General features: G+C 67.5%; 19 protein-coding genes and 1 pseudogene. 11 read left to right on the top strand and 9 right to left on the bottom strand.

The window, feature by feature from the left end:
- Nucleotides 1–59 precede the first annotated feature (59 nt).
- The 4 genes from AM590_RS01265 to AM590_RS20685 all read left to right on the top strand — a co-directional run bounded on the left by AM590_RS01265 (nt 60) and on the right by AM590_RS20685 (nt 2,298).
- Nucleotides 60–533, top strand: a complete 474-nt coding sequence (locus AM590_RS01265) for a pyruvoyl-dependent arginine decarboxylase (protein ID WP_058825856.1) — start codon at nt 60–62, stop codon at nt 531–533.
- A gap of 93 nt (nt 534–626) precedes the next feature.
- Nucleotides 627–1,472 (top strand): sensor histidine kinase KdpD, encoded by an 846-nt coding sequence (locus tag AM590_RS01260; RefSeq protein WP_082677631.1) that lies wholly within the window; start codon nt 627–629, stop codon nt 1,470–1,472.
- A 98-nt stretch (nt 1,473–1,570) separates the two neighbouring features.
- Entirely contained in the window at nt 1,571–1,954 is a 384-nt protein-coding gene (locus AM590_RS01255) for a DUF5811 family protein (protein ID WP_042661733.1), read from the top strand.
- A gap of 182 nt (nt 1,955–2,136) precedes the next feature.
- Nucleotides 2,137–2,298 carry a hypothetical protein gene (locus tag AM590_RS20685; RefSeq protein WP_172795730.1) on the top strand — a complete coding sequence of 54 codons (162 nt, stop codon included), beginning with the start codon at nt 2,137–2,139 and terminating at the stop codon, nt 2,296–2,298.
- A 29-nt stretch (nt 2,299–2,327) separates the two neighbouring features.
- Here the strand turns inward: AM590_RS20685 and AM590_RS01250 are convergent, their stop codons facing one another.
- Both AM590_RS01250 and infB read right to left on the bottom strand, forming a co-directional pair.
- Nucleotides 2,328–2,651: a hypothetical protein gene (locus AM590_RS01250; RefSeq protein ID WP_058825855.1), complete on the bottom strand. Its 324-nt coding sequence runs from the start codon at nt 2,649–2,651 to the stop codon at nt 2,328–2,330.
- A 117-nt stretch (nt 2,652–2,768) separates the two neighbouring features.
- Nucleotides 2,769–4,571, bottom strand: a complete 1,803-nt coding sequence (gene infB / locus AM590_RS01245; RefSeq protein WP_058825854.1) for a translation initiation factor IF-2 — start codon at nt 4,569–4,571, stop codon at nt 2,769–2,771.
- Nucleotides 4,572–4,771: 200 nt separating this feature from the next.
- Between infB and AM590_RS01240 the strand changes: the two genes are divergently transcribed.
- Together AM590_RS01240 and AM590_RS01235 are read left to right on the top strand one after the other, a co-directional pair.
- On the top strand, nt 4,772–5,017 hold the full coding sequence (locus tag AM590_RS01240; protein ID WP_004976296.1) for a PRC-barrel domain-containing protein: 246 nt from the start codon (nt 4,772–4,774) through the stop codon (nt 5,015–5,017).
- A gap of 18 nt (nt 5,018–5,035) precedes the next feature.
- A complete protein-coding gene (locus AM590_RS01235) occupies nt 5,036–5,494 on the top strand; it encodes an NOB1 family endonuclease (protein WP_058825853.1) in 459 nt (152 codons plus the stop codon).
- 45 nt (nt 5,495–5,539) lie between these two features.
- On the opposite strand, the gene AM590_RS01230 is transcribed toward AM590_RS01235, so the two are convergent.
- Entirely contained in the window at nt 5,540–6,277 is a 738-nt protein-coding gene (locus AM590_RS01230; RefSeq protein ID WP_058825852.1) for a CPBP family intramembrane glutamic endopeptidase, read from the bottom strand.
- Between the two features lie 62 nt (nt 6,278–6,339).
- The gene (locus AM590_RS01225) at nt 6,340–7,632 is read right to left on the bottom strand and encodes a hypothetical protein (RefSeq protein ID WP_058825851.1); all 1,293 of its coding nucleotides are present in this window, start codon (nt 7,630–7,632) and stop codon (nt 6,340–6,342) included.
- Nucleotides 7,633–7,704: 72 nt separating this feature from the next.
- Here AM590_RS01225 and AM590_RS01220 point away from each other — a divergent pair, with 72 nt between their 5' ends.
- Nucleotides 7,705–8,238 carry a hypothetical protein gene (locus AM590_RS01220; RefSeq protein WP_058825850.1) on the top strand — a complete coding sequence of 178 codons (534 nt, stop codon included), beginning with the start codon at nt 7,705–7,707 and terminating at the stop codon, nt 8,236–8,238.
- Nucleotides 8,239–8,300: 62 nt separating this feature from the next.
- Here AM590_RS01220 and AM590_RS01215 read toward each other — a convergent pair whose 3' ends face one another.
- The 4 genes from AM590_RS01215 to AM590_RS01200 form a co-directional block, all read right to left on the bottom strand.
- Nucleotides 8,301–8,984, bottom strand: coding sequence for a TVP38/TMEM64 family protein (locus tag AM590_RS01215; RefSeq protein WP_058825849.1), 684 nt, complete (start codon nt 8,982–8,984; stop codon nt 8,301–8,303).
- Entirely contained in the window at nt 8,981–9,685 is a 705-nt protein-coding gene (locus AM590_RS01210; RefSeq protein ID WP_058825848.1) for a PHP domain-containing protein, read from the bottom strand. The genes AM590_RS01215 and AM590_RS01210 overlap by 4 nt, the downstream gene beginning before the upstream one ends.
- Nucleotides 9,682–10,380: a CDP-alcohol phosphatidyltransferase family protein gene (locus AM590_RS01205; RefSeq protein ID WP_058825847.1), complete on the bottom strand. Its 699-nt coding sequence runs from the start codon at nt 10,378–10,380 to the stop codon at nt 9,682–9,684. Before AM590_RS01205 ends, AM590_RS01210 begins: the two co-directional genes overlap by 4 nt.
- 127 nt (nt 10,381–10,507) lie before the next feature.
- Complete coding sequence (locus AM590_RS01200) at nt 10,508–11,143, bottom strand: GNAT family N-acetyltransferase (protein WP_058825846.1); 636 nt, start codon at nt 11,141–11,143, stop codon at nt 10,508–10,510.
- A gap of 114 nt (nt 11,144–11,257) precedes the next feature.
- On the opposite strand from AM590_RS01200, the gene AM590_RS01195 reads away from it, so the two are divergent.
- Nucleotides 11,258–11,755, top strand: coding sequence for a DUF5812 family protein (locus AM590_RS01195; protein WP_058825845.1), 498 nt, complete (start codon nt 11,258–11,260; stop codon nt 11,753–11,755).
- A 58-nt stretch (nt 11,756–11,813) separates the two neighbouring features.
- On the opposite strand, the pseudogene AM590_RS01190 reads toward AM590_RS01195, so the two are convergent.
- Nucleotides 11,814–12,148, bottom strand: a pseudogene (locus AM590_RS01190) (hypothetical protein).
- A gap of 127 nt (nt 12,149–12,275) precedes the next feature.
- Between AM590_RS01190 and secF the strand changes: the two are divergent.
- From secF to AM590_RS01175, 3 genes are all read left to right on the top strand, one after another.
- Complete coding sequence (gene secF, locus AM590_RS01185; RefSeq protein WP_042663512.1) at nt 12,276–13,139, top strand: protein translocase subunit SecF; 864 nt, start codon at nt 12,276–12,278, stop codon at nt 13,137–13,139.
- Nucleotides 13,136–14,707 carry a preprotein translocase subunit SecD gene (secD, locus tag AM590_RS01180; RefSeq protein ID WP_058825844.1) on the top strand — a complete coding sequence of 524 codons (1,572 nt, stop codon included), beginning with the start codon at nt 13,136–13,138 and terminating at the stop codon, nt 14,705–14,707. Before secF ends, secD begins: the two co-directional genes overlap by 4 nt.
- A 285-nt stretch (nt 14,708–14,992) precedes the next feature.
- Nucleotides 14,993–15,226: a hypothetical protein gene (locus AM590_RS01175; protein WP_058825843.1), complete on the top strand. Its 234-nt coding sequence runs from the start codon at nt 14,993–14,995 to the stop codon at nt 15,224–15,226.
- The last annotated feature ends 27 nt before the right edge of the window (nt 15,227–15,253 follow it).

The raw sequence follows: 15,253 nt of genomic DNA, 5'->3' as shown, positions 1-15,253 counted from the left end.
CTCGGCTTTCGAGCGCCACTATTCGTAACCCCCTTTTCCGCCGCCGCGAGAGTTCGGACATGAACACGATTCGCGTCGTCCGCGGGGTCGGCACCGCCCCCACCGAGATGGCGTCGTACGACGCCGCCCTCGCCGCCGCCAACGTCCACAACTACAACCTCGTCACTGTCTCCTCGGTCGTCCCCGCCGACGCGACCGTCGAGGCGGTCGACGTGGCCCCCGACCTCGGCCCGGCGGGCAACCGACTGACCGTGGTGCAGGCCCGCGAGACCACCTCGACGCCCGGCGAGACGGTCGTCGCCGGCCTCGGTTGGGCGACCGGCTCCGGACCCGGTCTGTTCTACGAGGCGTCCGGAACCGACGAAGCGAGCGTTCGCGCGGCCGTCCTCGACGGGCTCGAAGCGGGCCGGAACCTCCGCGAGTGGTCGTTTGACGACGAGGATGTCGCGCTCACGACCGGGACCCACGAGGGCGACGGCTACACTACCGCCATCACGGTCGCGGCCTACGGACAGAGCGAATCCGTCTTCTAAACCGCCCATGTGCTGACCGACGGACTCATCAGCTTTTGTGAGAATCTCTCCGGCATGAGTGGTGACGCGCCGTTCGACCTGTCTTCCGGGCGAGTGGCGCTTATCTACGCCGCCTTCGGCTTCCTTTGGGTCGCGACGAGCGACAGTCTCGTAGAGGGACTCCCGAACCACGAACTCATCCAGACGGCGAAGGGATGGCTGTTCGTCGGCCTGTCGGCGCTGTTGGTGTACGCCCTCGTCAACCGGAGTCAGTCCAAACTGAACCGGACCTCCGAGCAACTGGAATCGACGCTCGCACACACGAGCGTCCTCCATCGAATCCTCAGACACGACATCAGAAACGCCTGCACCGCCATCCTCGGCTACGCCGAACTCGTCGAGTCGAAAGGCGACGCGAGTTCGAACATCGATCCGGTCGAGGCGATTCAGGAGCGCGCGAACCGGCTGGTCGAAGTGAGCGACGAGGTCGCGCTCCTCCGCACCGTCGAACTCGCTGAGGGGAACGAGGTCGACGTCGACCTCTCCTGTGCGGTCGCCGACGCCGTCGAGGACCTCGAAATGGAGTACCCGGCGGTGCAGGTCTCGGTCGCCTCGCCGGAGGCGCTCGTCGTGCGGGCGCACCCGGCGCTCCCGCGGAGTCTCGCGGAGTTACTCGACAACGCCGTCGTCCACGCCGACTGCGACGAACCGGAGGTGCACGTCGGCGTCTGGCAACTCGGCGAAGTCGTCGGGGTTACCGTCACCGACAACGGCCCCGGTATTCCCGATGCCGAGCGCGATGCCCTCCTTTCCGGGGCTGAGACGCCGCTTTCGCACACCAGCGGCGTCGGTCTCTGGCTCGTCCGCGCCATCGTCGACGCCTCCGGCGGGTCGCTCGACATCTCGAAGCCGAAGGCCCACGGGACCGTGGTCACCGTGTCGCTCCCGCGACCGGCCTGACGGCGGCGTCGCCGCGCGGCCAGCCGGTTTTTGATTCGCTCACCACATCACCGCCGACGACGGCTTTTTACACGTCCTACCCGTATCGCAGACGACTGATGAACGGGAACAACCCATATGCGGGCGCTCCCGGCGTGGCTGGGGCCGGCCAGCCGTCGGCCAACCGAGAACTGACCGTCGAGCAGATGGACGCACTCCGGCGGGCCGTCGCCGGCATCGTCTCGCGGACGGAGTCGTACCTCCCCGAGGGGTTCGCCGTCGGCTCGGAGCTCTCGACCGGGGCGAACGGACCGCTGGCGACCGTGGCTGTCCACCCGCCGGTCGGCCACCCCGTCAGCGCCGGCTTCTCGCCGGACGCCGACGACCTCGACGCCGGCCTCACCGACGAGGACCGCAACGAGGTCGCTCGCGGCCTCGCCGCCAGCGCGGCGTTTCAGGTGATGAGCGCCGTCGGTGACGACCTTACGCCCGCCGCTCGGTAATCCCGACAGCCCCCGTCGCCGTCGGGGTCCGAGTGGCGACTGACGCGCGGTCGCGGTCCACCGACTGATTCTTCGCCGCCGCTCGTTCCACCCTCCGTCTCGCTCTTGCGCCTCGTCTCAGAGTTCTCTCGTCACTTCAGAACGAGAACAATACACTTCACGGAGGCGGTCGAAGGAGAGGTATGGCTTCGATTTTCGACTACGCGGACGAGATTGGTCCGACGACGCTCATCATCGTCGGCTTCCTGCTGTTTGTCTTCCCGGAACCGGCGACGTCGGCCTTCGGCGCGGGGCTGATGCTGTTCGGCGCGGCGTACTGGTTCTGGGAGTGGAACCGCCCCTGAGCGCGAGACGAGCGAGCGAGTGACTCCGCTCAGACGCTCCCGCGACGGCGGTTTCGACCGGTGTCGTCGCGGACGCGAGACGTAACGCCGTCGAGCGGTGCGTCGGTCTCGGCGGACGCGCCCGACCCGCCGGCCGGACCGGTCACCGACCGTGGTGTCGCAACGAACAACCCGTAGGCGAGGACGGCCGCCGAGACGAGTCCGCTCGCGCCGACGACGAGCGAGAGGGGGAGCGGCGAGAGCGTGCCGACGACGGTTCCGGCGGCAAGTGGGAGCGGAAGTGTCGCGAGGATGGCGTCGTACCGCGTCGCTTCCGAGACGATGCTGTCGCTATGGGATGTTCGTGTGCGCATGATACCACTCGAAAACGAGTAGGAACGTCTGAATATTAGTTATTTCGCCGGACGGGACGGGCCCTGCGGGTCGCAGATGCAGTAAGTCAACGGGACGCCCAGGGCGAGATGAGTTGCCTACTTCCCCCAGAAGGGGTCGCGGCGGCGGTGCTTTTCGAGGTAGCCCGACAGCGCCTCCAGTTCGTCGGTGGGGATGTCGTCGCGGAGCTCCTGTTCGAGAATCTTCGCGTGCTTCTCGGGGAGTTCGATCCAGAGTTCGTCGCCCTCGTCTATCTGCCGGCCGACCGTCGGGCCGTCGATGGCGACGCTGACGCGCGACCCCGCGCGGGCGCTCGACACGTCCTCACCGTTCTCTTGGATACCCGAGAGCTGACCGACGCGGTTGGGCTCGCCGTCTTCCCACTTCACGACGTTCATGTTGTTCTTGATGGTCCCGGACATGATTTCGACGCCGACGACGGCGGGGTTGTTCTGCCGGAAGACGTGGTCCTGGAGGATGCGGAAGCGACACGGGCGGACGATTTTGTCGAGAATCGTCTCCTGTTGGGCGCGCTTCATCTCGTTGACGTGCTCTTCGTACTCCTCGACGAGCTGATAGATGACGTCGTCTTCGAACAGCTTCACGTCGTTCTTTTCGAGTTCGGCCTCCGCGTTCGAGAGCACGTCCACGTTGAAGCCGAGGATGACCTTGTGCTCGGGTTCGCGGGCGGTCGAGGCGACGGCCACGTCGCGCGGGGCGATGTCGCCGACCTCGGCGCGGAGGATGGGGACTTCGGCCTCCTGTAAGGCGTTCGCCATCGCTTCGAGGCTGCCGAGCGTGTCGGCCTTGACAACGACGCCCTCTTCCTCGGTCGTCACTTCGATGTCGGCGAGTTCGGCTTCGACCTCGCGGATGACCTCGTCGAGGTCGCGGTCGCCGACGACGCGGACCGGCGCGCCGGCCATCGCGTCTTCGAGGTCGGGCGCGGCGATTTTCACACCGGCCGCGGCGCGGACCTCGTCGACCTTGTCGAACCGTTTTTCAGTACGAATCTCGGCGTTCGGGCGGGGCTGGAGGAGCGCGCGGACCTCGGTGACGATGGGGTCGTTCGCGCCGCCGACGACGACGGTGTCGCCCGCGCGAATCGTCCCGTCGTAGAGGACTACGTCGAGGGTCGCGCCGAAGCCGCGTTCCTCCTTGACTTCGAGGACCGTCCCGGAGCCGGGGCCGGCCACGTCGATGGCCATCTCGTCTTTCATGTAGCGCTGGGAGAGGCCCATCAGGACGCCCAGCAGGTCCGGAATGCCCTCGCCGGTGAGCGCGGAGACGGGGACGACGCCGATGTTGGACTGGAAGTTCTGAACGCGCCAGTAGAAGTCCGAGGAAAAGCCCCGGTCGGAGAGTTCGCCGATAATCTCGTACAGTTTCTCGTCGAGTTTCGAGCGGGCGCGCTGGGACTGTTCCTCGTACGTTTTCTGGATGGGTTCCCCCTCTTGGGGGTTCCAGCCAGGCGTCGTGTCTATCTTGTTCGCGGCCACGATGAACGGCGTCCCCGTTCGTTTGAGGATGTCGATTGCCTCTTCGGTCTGTGGCTGGAAACTGTCGTTCACGTCGACCACGAGGATGGCGATGTCGGCGAGCGCCCCGCCGCGCGAGCGGAGGGTGCTGAAGGAGTGGTGGCCCGGCGTGTCGATGAACAACAGCCCCGGAAGGTCGAAGTCCTCGGGTTTGACCAGGCTGCCGGCCATCTGCGAGACAGTGTCTAAGGGGACCGCGGTCGCGCCGATGTGCTGGGTGATGGCACCGGCCTCACCCTCGCTGACGGCGGAGCCGCGAATCTTGTCGAGAAGACTCGTCTTCCCGTGGTCCACGTGGCCGAGAACGGCCACGATGGGTGTGCGAAGCGTATCGGATTGTGACGTCGAATCAGTGTCGGACATGGAGAATCGCCCCGGAGAAAGCTCTTACCGGAATCGAGTCGGTGACTCAAGTTAAGTCCATCGTCACGGCCGTGCGCACGAGTCCCACGATTTTGCCGTGTCGACTGTTCTCGCGGCCCGTAGTGGGATTCGGCTCGCTCGTCGGCCGCCCGTCAGACGTGCCCGTGCCGTTTATGTGAACCGACGAGGAAGGGGTGTGTATGGCCGACATACTCGCCGAGAACCTCTCCGGAAAGGCCGTCATGGGGTCCGACGGGACGGAACTCGGGATGCTGTACAACATCACGATGGATCTGAAGTCGGGCGAGCTTCACGACCTGCTCGTCCAGCCGAACGAACAGGTCGCCCCGAGCCGCGTGGCATTCGACCAGGACGACCGCGGTCGGTTCCGAGTCCCGGTGAATCGCGTGCAGGCGGTTAAGGATTACATCGTCGTCCAACGGTAGTTTCAGGATAGATTCTCAATGCGGATTCTCGACGCTTCTGCGTTCATCCACGAGTACCACACCGACGACGAGACGGCCTCGATTCCCCTCGTCAAGGAAGAACTCACCGGCGAGCACGCCTTCCGGTTCGACGCGCTCGAAGGCGCGGGCATGTACGTCCACATCCCCGGACAGGGGACCGTAGACAAGGTGCTTCGCGCCGCGGGTGAGACCGGCGACCGCGACGTGCTCTCGGAGACTGACACGCGCCTCATCGCCGCCGCGTTCGAACTCGACGCGACGCTCGTCACCGACGACTACGCGATGCAGAACGTCGCCGAGCGGCTCAACGTCGGCGTCGAAGTCATCGCCCAAGACGGCATCGCAGAACAGCGGAGCTGGAAGTTCCAGTGTCAGGGTTGCGGCCGCGAGTTCGACGAGAACAAAGAGCGCTGTCCCATCTGCGGGATGGAGCTGACGCGGAAGAATCCGGCGTAAGCCGGTCGACCCGGCCGACTCGACTCGGCTGTCCGACGTTCTTTTTCAGACCATGCCGGTCGCCTGCGCGTAGCTCACGAGGAACTGGACCGCGTTGTACAGCCCGTGGACCAGCGCGGCGACGAGCAGGTTTCCGCTTTTCTCGTAGACGAGCGCGAGGACGCTCCCGAGGAGGAACACCATTCCGAGCGAGACGAAGGCTCCCTCGCCGGAGAACGACCAGACGTGAACCGACGCGAACACCAGACTCGACAGGACGACCGCCGGCGCGGGACCCCAGAGTCGGCGGAGTTCACCGAAGGCGACGCCGCGGAAGATAAGCTCCTCCGCCGGGCCGACGAGGACGATGGTGACGACGGTGAGATACAGGAAGTACACCGGGTTCTCGCGGCCCTGTTGGGCGATGACGCTGTCGCCACTCTGGATGCCGAGCGCGGACATCAGCGCCGACGCGCCGAGGTAGACGCCCATCACGGCGACGAACCCGCCGACGATCCACAGGGCGTCGCGGGCGGTCGGTCGCTCGAACCGAATCAGATCCCAGTCGTCGCGGGCGGCGAGGTAGCCCGCGCCGACGACGCCGAAGCCGATGAACTGTCCGGCGCTCTGTATCGCGCCGATGAGTGCGGTGTCGCCCGGAACCACGCCGCGAGCGAGACCGCCGGCGAGCGAGCCGAACGTCGCGCCGACGATGAGCGAGAGGGCGACGACGATGATGATGCCACCGTACGCTTGGAGGTGGTCTGCGGGGCTCGCAGACGCGCGGGCGGTGTCGTGTGCCATTGCCCTCCCCTTCGGAACGGGGTCGGATAACCGATTCGGGTCGGTTCGTGGGGCGCGTTTCGTTACTCGACGACCAGCCGAGATTTCTCTTCGACCGCGTCCGCTTCCCCGAAGTCGCCGCCACCGAGCAGGCCGCGGGCGGCGCGCTTGCCCCACTCGACCGCCGGCTGGATGAACGTGTCCACGCTGGCGAGTTCGCCGTAGAGGACGCAGGCGGCCTCCATCGCGTAGAGCAGTTCACCGAGTCCGTACTCGTCCACGCGGTCGAGTTCGATGCGGACGTTCGGACAGCCGGCCGCGGCGAGGCTCGCTTCGGTCGCCTCGAACTCGGCGTCGAGCAGTTCGCCGAGCGACGAGCCACCGAGGTACGCGAGGCCGTCGAGGTCGGTCTCGGGGATGGCCACGTCCTCGCGCTCCGTGGCGCGGACGAGCGTCACGAGTTTGTCGCGCGGGCCGGCGCGGTACAGTTGAAGCTGGGAGTGCTGGTCGGTCGCGCCGAGCGCCCGCAGGGGCGTCTGGCCGAGACCGTCCTTTCCGAGCGACTCGGCCCACAGCTGGGCGAACCACTCGGAGAACGTTTCGAGCGATTCCGCGTAGGGCATCATCGCGTTCTGCCGCAGGCCGCGCTCGGCGAGGGCGTAGGAGACCGCGCCGTAGGCGTACGCGGGCGAGTCGAAAAGCGATTCCGACAGGCGCGCCTCCTGTGCGGTCGCGCCCTCCAGCACCGCCTCGATGTCGTGGCCGCAGAGGGCGGCGGCGGCGAGGCCGACCGTCGAGAGCACCGAAAAGCGGCCGGGGACGCCGTCCGGGACGGGGAGCGACGGGAGGTCGTGCTTGTCGGCGAGGTCGCGGAGGTTGCCCTCCTCGCCGGTCGTGACGAACGTCCGGTCGGCCCAGTCGACGCCCGCGTCGGCCATCGCCTCCTGCACGACGAGGAAGTTCGCCAGCGTCTCGGCGGTCGTGCCGGACCGCGAGACGACGTTGACGACGGTCGACGCGAGGTCAAGCGAGTCGAGGAGGCGGTCGACGGCCTCCGGGTCGACGTTGTCGAGGTAGTAGGCGTCCACGTCTCTTTCGAGGGCGTCGGTGAGGGTGGCCGCGCCGAGGGCGCTCCCGCCGATGCCGACGGTGACGACCGCCGAGGGGTCGTCGAACCGGCTCACCGCGTCGCGAATCGCCGCGGGGTCGGTACTGTTCGGGAGGTTCAGCGATTCGTAGCCGTGTTCGCCGGCCTCTCGGCCGCGTTCGATGCGGTCGTGGGCGGCCGCGACGCGGCCGTCGAGTCGTTCGAGCGCCTCGCGCGAGACGCCGTGGGTCGACGCCGTGTCGAGGACGTTCCCGAGGTCTACCTGCATACAGGATGCCGCGTCGCCCGGCGTCAAAACGACACCGGTCGCTTTAATCGCGGCCGCTCCCAAGGGCGACCGATGGCAGACGACTACGGCGGCGTCATCGGCGCGTTCCCGTACGCCTTCCGGCACAGCGAGTCGTGGCTGTTCAAGTGCTACGTGCTCGTCGGTGCCCTCGCGACGGGTGTCGTCTCGCTGTTCGTCGCCTTCGGACTCGTAGTTCTTATCGGCGCGACCGCCGGCGTCCCCGGTGGCTCGCTCACCCTCTCGCGGTCGTTCTACGTCCTCGTGGGGCTGTTCGTCGTCGCGCCGCTGGTCGCTCCCGTACTGTTTGTCGCCCGCCGACACCGCCGCACCGGCTCGGAACCGCGGTACGACCTGAGCCTCGCGCTCGCGGGCTTCGTGTTCATGCTGTCGGTGTACGTCGGGCTCGTCGCGTCGGTGCCGGCGGAGCTTCAGACGCCCGCAGAGCCGTTCGCGGTGGGTCCCGTGACCGTCTCGGCGCTCGTTCCCGTCGTCCAACTCCTCTACGACCTCCCTGCAATCTACGGGCTCGTCCCGCCGGTCGCGTGCGCGGTGGGCATCTACGCGATTCACCGACTGCTTCGGTAACCTCGTCGGGACTCACCGACTGCTTCGGTAACTGCCGTGGACTCGTGTTCTCCGACGCAGCCTCATCCGACTCGCGCCGCTAACTCGTCGCGGTAGCGGTAGACGACCGCTGAAGTGACGACGCCGACGCCGACGAGGAGCGCTACCGCCTCGTAGTTCGCCGCACCCGCGTTCTGTCCGGCAGCCGCCGCGAGGGCGAACGTCGGTAGGCGACCGACGGCGACGAGGACGACGAGCGTTCGGAGCCGCAGCGGCGAGACCCCGGCGAGCGCACAGAGCGCGTCGTCCGGAAACGCCGGCAGGAGAAACAGGACGAACAGGCCGGTGACGCCCCGGCGGTCGGCGAAGCCGTCGAACCGGGCGAGTGCGTCGTCGGCGACGAGGCGCTCGACCGCGGGCCGGCCGAAACGCCGGGCGAGCAGGAAGACGACGGCGCTTCCGGCGACCACGCCGACCATGCTGTAGGCCGTCCCGGCGGCCGTTCCGAACAGGTAGCCGCCGACGGCGGCGAGGGCCTGCCCGGGAATCGGCGCGAGAATCACCTGCAGGGTCTGGATACCGACGAACACCAACGGAGCGAACGGCCCGGTCGATTCGACGGCCGAGCGGACCCATGCCGGGTCTGCGAGGCGCGGGGCGAACACGGCGACGCCGACCGCGACGGCCGCGAAGGCGACCGCAATGGCCCCGACTCTGACGAGCGCCGCATTCCGCGCCGCAGACGAGTCGAACAGGCGACCGGTCACAGGAACGAAGCGGTCTTGAGCCGGGCGTTCAGCGCGTACTTTCGCAGGTACTGGCGGGCGGTCGTTCGCGTCCCACGCGCGACGGTTCGCCCGGCGCGGACTCCGTCCAAGATGGCGTCGGTCGTGACGCCGCCGCCCGCCTCGACCGAGACGGCCGTGTACGCCTGTCCGACCAGCGCGGGCCGGTGCGCGTCGCTCCCGCCCGTTCCCGGGAGTCCGTGCCGGCGGGCGTAGCGCCGCGCCTGCCCGTTTCTGAATCCGGTGAGCGTGTGCGCGTTGTACACCTCGACGGCGTCAACGTCCCGAATCGCCCGGCGGGACGCGCCGTGTCGAAACGTCTGAAACGGGTGCGGGACGACTGCGATCCCACCCGACTCGCGAACCGCCCGCGCCGTCTCGGAGAGCGGCCGCCCCGTCGCCGGCGGATCGTCGACGCCGAGCGCGAGGAGGTGGCCGTCGGCCGTCGAGACCTCGACGCCGGGGACGACCCGGACGCCGTACTCGTGGGCGATGTCGAACGCCCGCGGGAGCGATCCGACCGAGTCGTGGTCGGTGATGGCGACCGCGTCGAGGCCGACCGCCGCCGCGCGGGCCAGCACCGCTTCGACCGACATCTCGCAGTCGTAGGAGGCGTCGGTGTGGACGTGGAGGTCCACCGCGAGCGTCCGCGGTCCCCGCGAGCCCTGCGCCGGACCGCTCATATCACGCCGAATTCGAGCGCGAGACAGCCGGCGACCGTCAGGACGCCGGCGACGCCGACGAGGACGTGGCCCGCGTCGGTCTTGTACGCCTTGTAGTCGGAGGTCATGAGCGGACAGACCGCCACGATGGTCGCGCCCGCGACCCAGCCGTTCCACAGCGGGACGAACTGGAGGAGGAAGTAGTTCGCCAGCACGACGAGGTGCGTGTGGACGACCGTCGTCCCGTGGTAGTACGAGGTGCCGCCCTCGTCGCCGAAGCCCTCGCTGTTGTGGCGGATGAGTCGCAGGCCGCCGAAGGTGAGGACGACGAAGCCGACGACGGCGCTCACGACCGGATTGGGCGCGAGCGCGACGTGGTACAGGAGCGCCGCCGACACGAGGTACGCGAAGATGTCGATGAAGGAGTCTATCTGTCGGCCGAACGCCGAGGCGGTCCCGGTCTTGCGGGCGTAGTAGCCGTCGGCTTTGTCGAAGGCGAAGCCGGCGAGAACGGCCACGATGGCCCAGTTCGGCTCGCCCGACACGAACAGTATCGCGCCGACCCACGCCCAGAAGAGCGCGCCCAGACTCAACCAGTCCGCGGTCCCGAGCCGCGAAATCATGTTCTCCCCCGTCGATGAGCGCACGACCTCGCTCGCCCGCGCGTCGACCGCGTCCAGCCTCCCGCGAAGTGCTGACCTGAGTTCGTCCGTCATGCCTGTCTGTCCGACACACTCGGCCGATTGAGTATAAATTTAACCGCTATAGTATATATAAATCAAATATCTATATACTAACGTTCCCGAACGGAGCGCTCGGGACGGAACTGAGCGCTCTGTACCGCTATGAACGGGATTTGACGCGCCGGCGACGCCACGGCCCGGCCCGGTAGTACGCCCGGACCCGGGCGACTCGGAAGCCGACGCTCTCGAAGGTCCACTGCGAGGGTCGGTTGTCGCGGGCGACGAGCGCGTGCACCGTTTCGGCCCCGCGCTCGCCGGCGACGGCGACGGCCCGCGAGACGAGCGCGGTGGCGATACCGCGGTTCCGCGCCTCGGGTGCGACGAATACCCGGCGGACATAGCCGCCGGGGAAGGTTACGTCGGCCTCCAGCGGGTGAACGTGATACGTCAGGCCGGGGTCGCCGAGGAAGAGATAGCCGACGGGGTCGGTGTCCGCGACTTCACCGTTCTCACCGCCCTCGCCGTCTCTCTCGGCTCTCCCGGCGTCGAACGCGCACACCGCCGTCTCGTCGTCTCTGAGTTCGGAAAACGCGTCGTAGCGGGTTTCGAACTGCGTCGCCTCCGCGGGGTCGAGCGCACGAATCTCGACTCCCGCCGGAGGGTCGCGGTCGGCGTCCGCCGCCTCAGCGTCCGCGACGTACTCGTCCATCTGCGTCGCCGTGAGTCCGCGGGCCTTGAGCGCGTCGTAGACGCGGCGGGCCGTTTCGGTCCGGGTCAACCGCCAGAGCGCGGGCATCGTCAGTCGCGTCGAAGCGCCGCGAGAAAAGCCCACCGTCGCCGTGGGTACAGGTGGCACACGCGGTCGAAAGCGCCCGAAACGGGGAAAAGGCCCGGCGGCTTACACCGGGTGATGACCGAGACCGAGTCCGAGACCGAATCCGAGTCCGAGCGAACGGGAACGTTTCTCGTCACCGCCGCCGACGAGGAGTCGGCCGTCCTGAAGGACGTTCACTCCGGGCAGGTTCACGCGCTCTCGTCGAACCCCGGCGTCTCCGAGGACGAAGCCGTCCGCGGGACCGTCGCGCCCGACCCGCCGATGAACGTCTCGTGGCAGCTCGTGGAGGTCGACTCGCGCTGGACCGTCTCCGTCGAGCGCTCCACCGAGTCGCCGACGACGAACTCCCGCGACATCGCCGCGGACAACCCCGACGGCGAACTCGTCCGGGAGGAACGCGCCGGAACCGGCGAGATTCACGTCCTGTCGGTCCCTGACGACATGACCGAACAGGCCGTCGACGACATCCTCTCGGACCGCGAGGGGCTGCTCTCGCGGGCCGCCAGACTCGACGTGAATCGCGTCGAAATCCGCTCGCAGCCGGGCGTCGTCGCGGTCCGCTACATGCCCTGAGTCGGGTCTTTTCTGCTCTCCGGTCGCTCGTCTTCTCGCGCTCCCGCTTCCCCTTTTGCTACCGCTGTGTTCCGGTCGAGGAGACGGGACCGTCCGCGCTCTGGACGCACCACCCGCCGTGGACGCTTCCCTCGCGCTCGACGAACTCGACGGTCGTCTCCTCGCCGATTCCGGTCGCGTCCGCGGGGTCGAGCCCTTCCACGCGGAGCGTCAGCGTCAACGCGTCGCCGCAACAGCCCACGTCGAGGAACTCCTCCCACTCGTCGCCCGGCGCGGCGTCCTCGTGGACCCGCTGCAGGTAGGTCACGAAGTGGTCAGCTGGTCGCGGCCCCACGCGCTGAGTTCGTCGGGGAAGGAGACGACCACGCGGGTCGCCGTCTGGTCGGTCGCCATACCTCACGATTGTCGGCCAACGATTATGGGCCTGTCGCGGGTTCGCCGCGCGCCCGTCAGACCGTTTCACAGCCGAGACCGTCCGCGGATAAGAAACCTTATTCGGCACCGCTCAGGACCGCAACCCATGGTTGAGTTTACGGTACCGGAGGTAGACTACACCCGGTACACGAATCGCCAACTCGTGGCCGTCCCCCTCGCGGTCCTCGCGGTGGCCCTCTTGGTCATCGGAGGGTGGTACGTCGCGACTGGCGCGCCGGTGAACCCGGGCGTCGATTTCACCGGCGGGACCGAACTCCGTATCGCAACGGATGCCCCGCAAAGCGAGGTCGCCGCGGCCTTCGACAGTCAGCCCGAATCGATTCGTTCCGTCGCGGCCGACGGAACGTACGTCGTGACCTTCCAGTCCGGGAGCGCGACGTCGAGTGAACTCCAGACACAAGCCGAAGACGCCGGCTTCGAAGTCCGGTCTATCGACGCGGTGTCCGCTAACTTCGGCTCCGAGACGCAACTGCTCGCCCTCGGTGGCCTCGCGGTCGCCTTCGCGGGCATGAGTATCCTCGTGTTCGCCATGTTCCGCTCGTTCGTTCCCTCCATCGCGGTCGTCGTCTCGGCGTTCTCCGACATCGTCATCCCGGTGGCGCTGATGAACCTCCTCGGCATCGAGCTATCGCTGGGGACTGTCGCCGCCCTCCTGATGCTCATCGGGTACTCGGTGGACTCGGACATCCTCCTGAACAACCACGTCCTCCGACGGTCCGGTGACTTCTACGAGTCCACCGCGCGCGCCATGCGCACCGGTGTGACCATGACGCTCACATCCATCGCGGCGATGATCGTCATGACCATCACGGCGACGCTGTTCGGGATTCAACTGCTCGCCGCCATCGGTACGGTCCTCGTGTTCGGCCTCACCGCAGACCTGATGAACACCTACATGCTGAACGTGACCCTCCTCCGCTGGTACAAGTTCGAGGGGGTGGCCCGATGAGCGCGCTCCGCGACAACTGGCGGGTCATCTTCCTCGTCGTCGCCATCCTGCTTTCGACGTTCGCCCTCTTCTCGCCGACCATCGGGGGCCAGTCCCCAATCGGTGAGGACAACAGCGCGACGAACCTCAAGTTCGGCCTCCAACTCGACGGCGGGACGCGCATCCGCGCGCCGCTCGTCGGCGTCACGGCCGAGGACGTCGAGTTCGAAGGCGATTCCGAGCGCGTCGTCGAACGGCAGGTCGCCGCCCAGTTGGCGGGGGCTGACGCCGCAGACATCATCGCCCGAACGGGCGCTGAGTCAAGCACGGTCGAAGCGACCCTGGAGAACGTCACGGCCGACGACCTGAGCGCCGCGCTCGACGCCGCGGGCTACGCCCACGGCGAAGTCAGAGACGGCGTGACCGAGACGACACGCGCCGAGACGGTCCGCGTCCTCCAGTCGAAGATCAACGAGGCTGGTCTCTCCGGCGGGACGGTCCAACAGGTGACCACGGCGACGGGCGAACACTTCATCCTCGTCGAGGTCCCCAACCGCGACCAGTCTGACGTCGTCGACCTCGTCGGCGAGCGCGGGACGGTCCAAATCGACATCTACTACCCGACCTCGCAGAACGGCACCCGCGTGTACGAGACGCGCGAGGCCGTCCTGACGCAGGCCGACTTCACCTCCATCGGGACCGCACAGGAGTCCCAGACCGGGAGCGGGGCGTTCGTCCCCGTCTCCGTCCGCGACGACCCCGCACAGGAGTTCCAGACGGCGGTTCAGGATACCGGTCTCGCCCAACCCGGCGGGACGCGGTGTACCTACATGGCGGACGGTGGCAAGAACACGACCGAAGGCTGTCTCCTCCTCGTCGTCAACGGAGAGGTCGTCAACGCCTTCGGGATGAGCGGCGGGCTCGCCGACACCATGCGGTCCGGCGAGTGGGCCGGCGCGCCGAGCTTCCAGCTCCAGACCCGCAACACGTCCGAGGCGCAGGAAATCGCCATCAACCTCCGCGCCGGTGCGCTCCCGGCCAAGCTCGACCTCTCGGGCGAGGACAGCGGCACCTCGTCGTACATCTCCCCGAGCCAGGGTGAGAGCTTCAAGTTCGACTCGCTCATCACGGGTATCATCGCGGTCCTCGCGGTCGCCGGCGTCGTCTTCGTCCGCTACGGCAAACCGCAGGTCGCCCTGCCGATGATCGTCACCGGCCTCTCCGAGGTGTACGTCCTCCTCGGATTCGCCGCGGCCATCGGCTACCCGCTCGACCTCTCGGTCATCGCCGGCTTCATCGCCGTCATCGGGACGGGCGTGGACGACCTCATCATCATCGCCGACGAGGTGATGGCTGAGGGCACCGTGAAGTCGCGGAAAGTCTTCCAGTCGCGGTTCCGCCGGGCCTTCTGGGTCATCGGCGCGGCCGCCGCGACGACCATCATCGCCATGAGCCCGCTCGCCGTGCTCTCGCTCGGCGACCTACAGGGCTTCGCCATCTTCACCATCCTCGGCGTCATCGTCGGCGTCCTCGTCACCCGCCCGGCGTACGGTGACATCCTCCGACTCCTCCTGACCGAGGACCGCTGAGGTCGACCCGCTTTCGACCGACGCGTTCTTTCACTCGTTCGTCACGCGTCCAGCGCCGCGAGCCGACGACTCCGCCCGCAGGCCACCGTCGCGATTCTCGCAGCTGATACCGCTCCGACCGCTCGTCCGTTCTCCACGTCAGAATCGGGTGACTGCGACGGTTTCGGTCGTCCCCATCGAGATGTACTTGCCGACAGAATGATATAGACTGTCTATAAAATACTGACCGAACCGGCAACCGACCAACCGCCGCCCGTCGGTACTCACGGTGCACGCACTCCACTCATGGAAGACACGCCACTTCGACGCGACGACACGGACGCGACGACGACCCGGCCGGACGCTCCGCGACGCTCCGCCTCCGCGGACGACGAGGAGTTCGTCGCCATCGTCGCCCCGTACGAGGACGCACCAGACGAGTGCACCATCTTCCCCGCAGGACTCTCCGAAGACGAGTTGCTGACGACGTGGCTCTCCGCGCAGGAAGGCGGGTACGTCTCGCTCGCCGAGATGCGGTAGCCCGTCGCCGCGACTCGTCCTCGAACC

The sequence above is a fragment of the Haloferax sp. Q22 genome, assembly GCF_001482285.1.
Classification (GTDB): Archaea; Halobacteriota; Halobacteria; order Halobacteriales; family Haloferacaceae; genus Haloferax.
Note: the sequence above shows the minus strand (reverse complement) of the source record. Positions and strands in the feature narration are given on the sequence as shown.

Coding starts and splice junctions, on each gene's coding strand:
- AM590_RS01175 (WP_058825843.1), top strand. CDS start 14,993: ATGGAAGACACGCCACTTCGACGCGACGACACGGACGCGACGACGACC.
- infB (WP_058825854.1), bottom strand. CDS start 4,571: ATGTCCGACACTGATTCGACGTCACAATCCGATACGCTTCGCACACCC.
- AM590_RS01265 (WP_058825856.1), top strand. CDS start 60: ATGAACACGATTCGCGTCGTCCGCGGGGTCGGCACCGCCCCCACCGAG.
- AM590_RS20685 (WP_172795730.1), top strand. CDS start 2,137: ATGGCTTCGATTTTCGACTACGCGGACGAGATTGGTCCGACGACGCTC.
- AM590_RS01250 (WP_058825855.1), bottom strand. CDS start 2,651: ATGCGCACACGAACATCCCATAGCGACAGCATCGTCTCGGAAGCGACG.
- AM590_RS01200 (WP_058825846.1), bottom strand. CDS start 11,143: ATGCCCGCGCTCTGGCGGTTGACCCGGACCGAAACGGCCCGCCGCGTC.
- AM590_RS01255 (WP_042661733.1), top strand. CDS start 1,571: ATGAACGGGAACAACCCATATGCGGGCGCTCCCGGCGTGGCTGGGGCC.
- AM590_RS01210 (WP_058825848.1), bottom strand. CDS start 9,685: ATGAGCGGTCCGGCGCAGGGCTCGCGGGGACCGCGGACGCTCGCGGTG.
- AM590_RS01230 (WP_058825852.1), bottom strand. CDS start 6,277: ATGGCACACGACACCGCCCGCGCGTCTGCGAGCCCCGCAGACCACCTC.
- AM590_RS01205 (WP_058825847.1), bottom strand. CDS start 10,380: ATGACGGACGAACTCAGGTCAGCACTTCGCGGGAGGCTGGACGCGGTC.
- secD (WP_058825844.1), top strand. CDS start 13,136: ATGAGCGCGCTCCGCGACAACTGGCGGGTCATCTTCCTCGTCGTCGCC.
- secF (WP_042663512.1), top strand. CDS start 12,276: ATGGTTGAGTTTACGGTACCGGAGGTAGACTACACCCGGTACACGAAT.
- AM590_RS01220 (WP_058825850.1), top strand. CDS start 7,705: ATGGCAGACGACTACGGCGGCGTCATCGGCGCGTTCCCGTACGCCTTC.
- AM590_RS01235 (WP_058825853.1), top strand. CDS start 5,036: ATGCGGATTCTCGACGCTTCTGCGTTCATCCACGAGTACCACACCGAC.
- AM590_RS01240 (WP_004976296.1), top strand. CDS start 4,772: ATGGCCGACATACTCGCCGAGAACCTCTCCGGAAAGGCCGTCATGGGG.
- AM590_RS01195 (WP_058825845.1), top strand. CDS start 11,258: ATGACCGAGACCGAGTCCGAGACCGAATCCGAGTCCGAGCGAACGGGA.
- AM590_RS01225 (WP_058825851.1), bottom strand. CDS start 7,632: ATGCAGGTAGACCTCGGGAACGTCCTCGACACGGCGTCGACCCACGGC.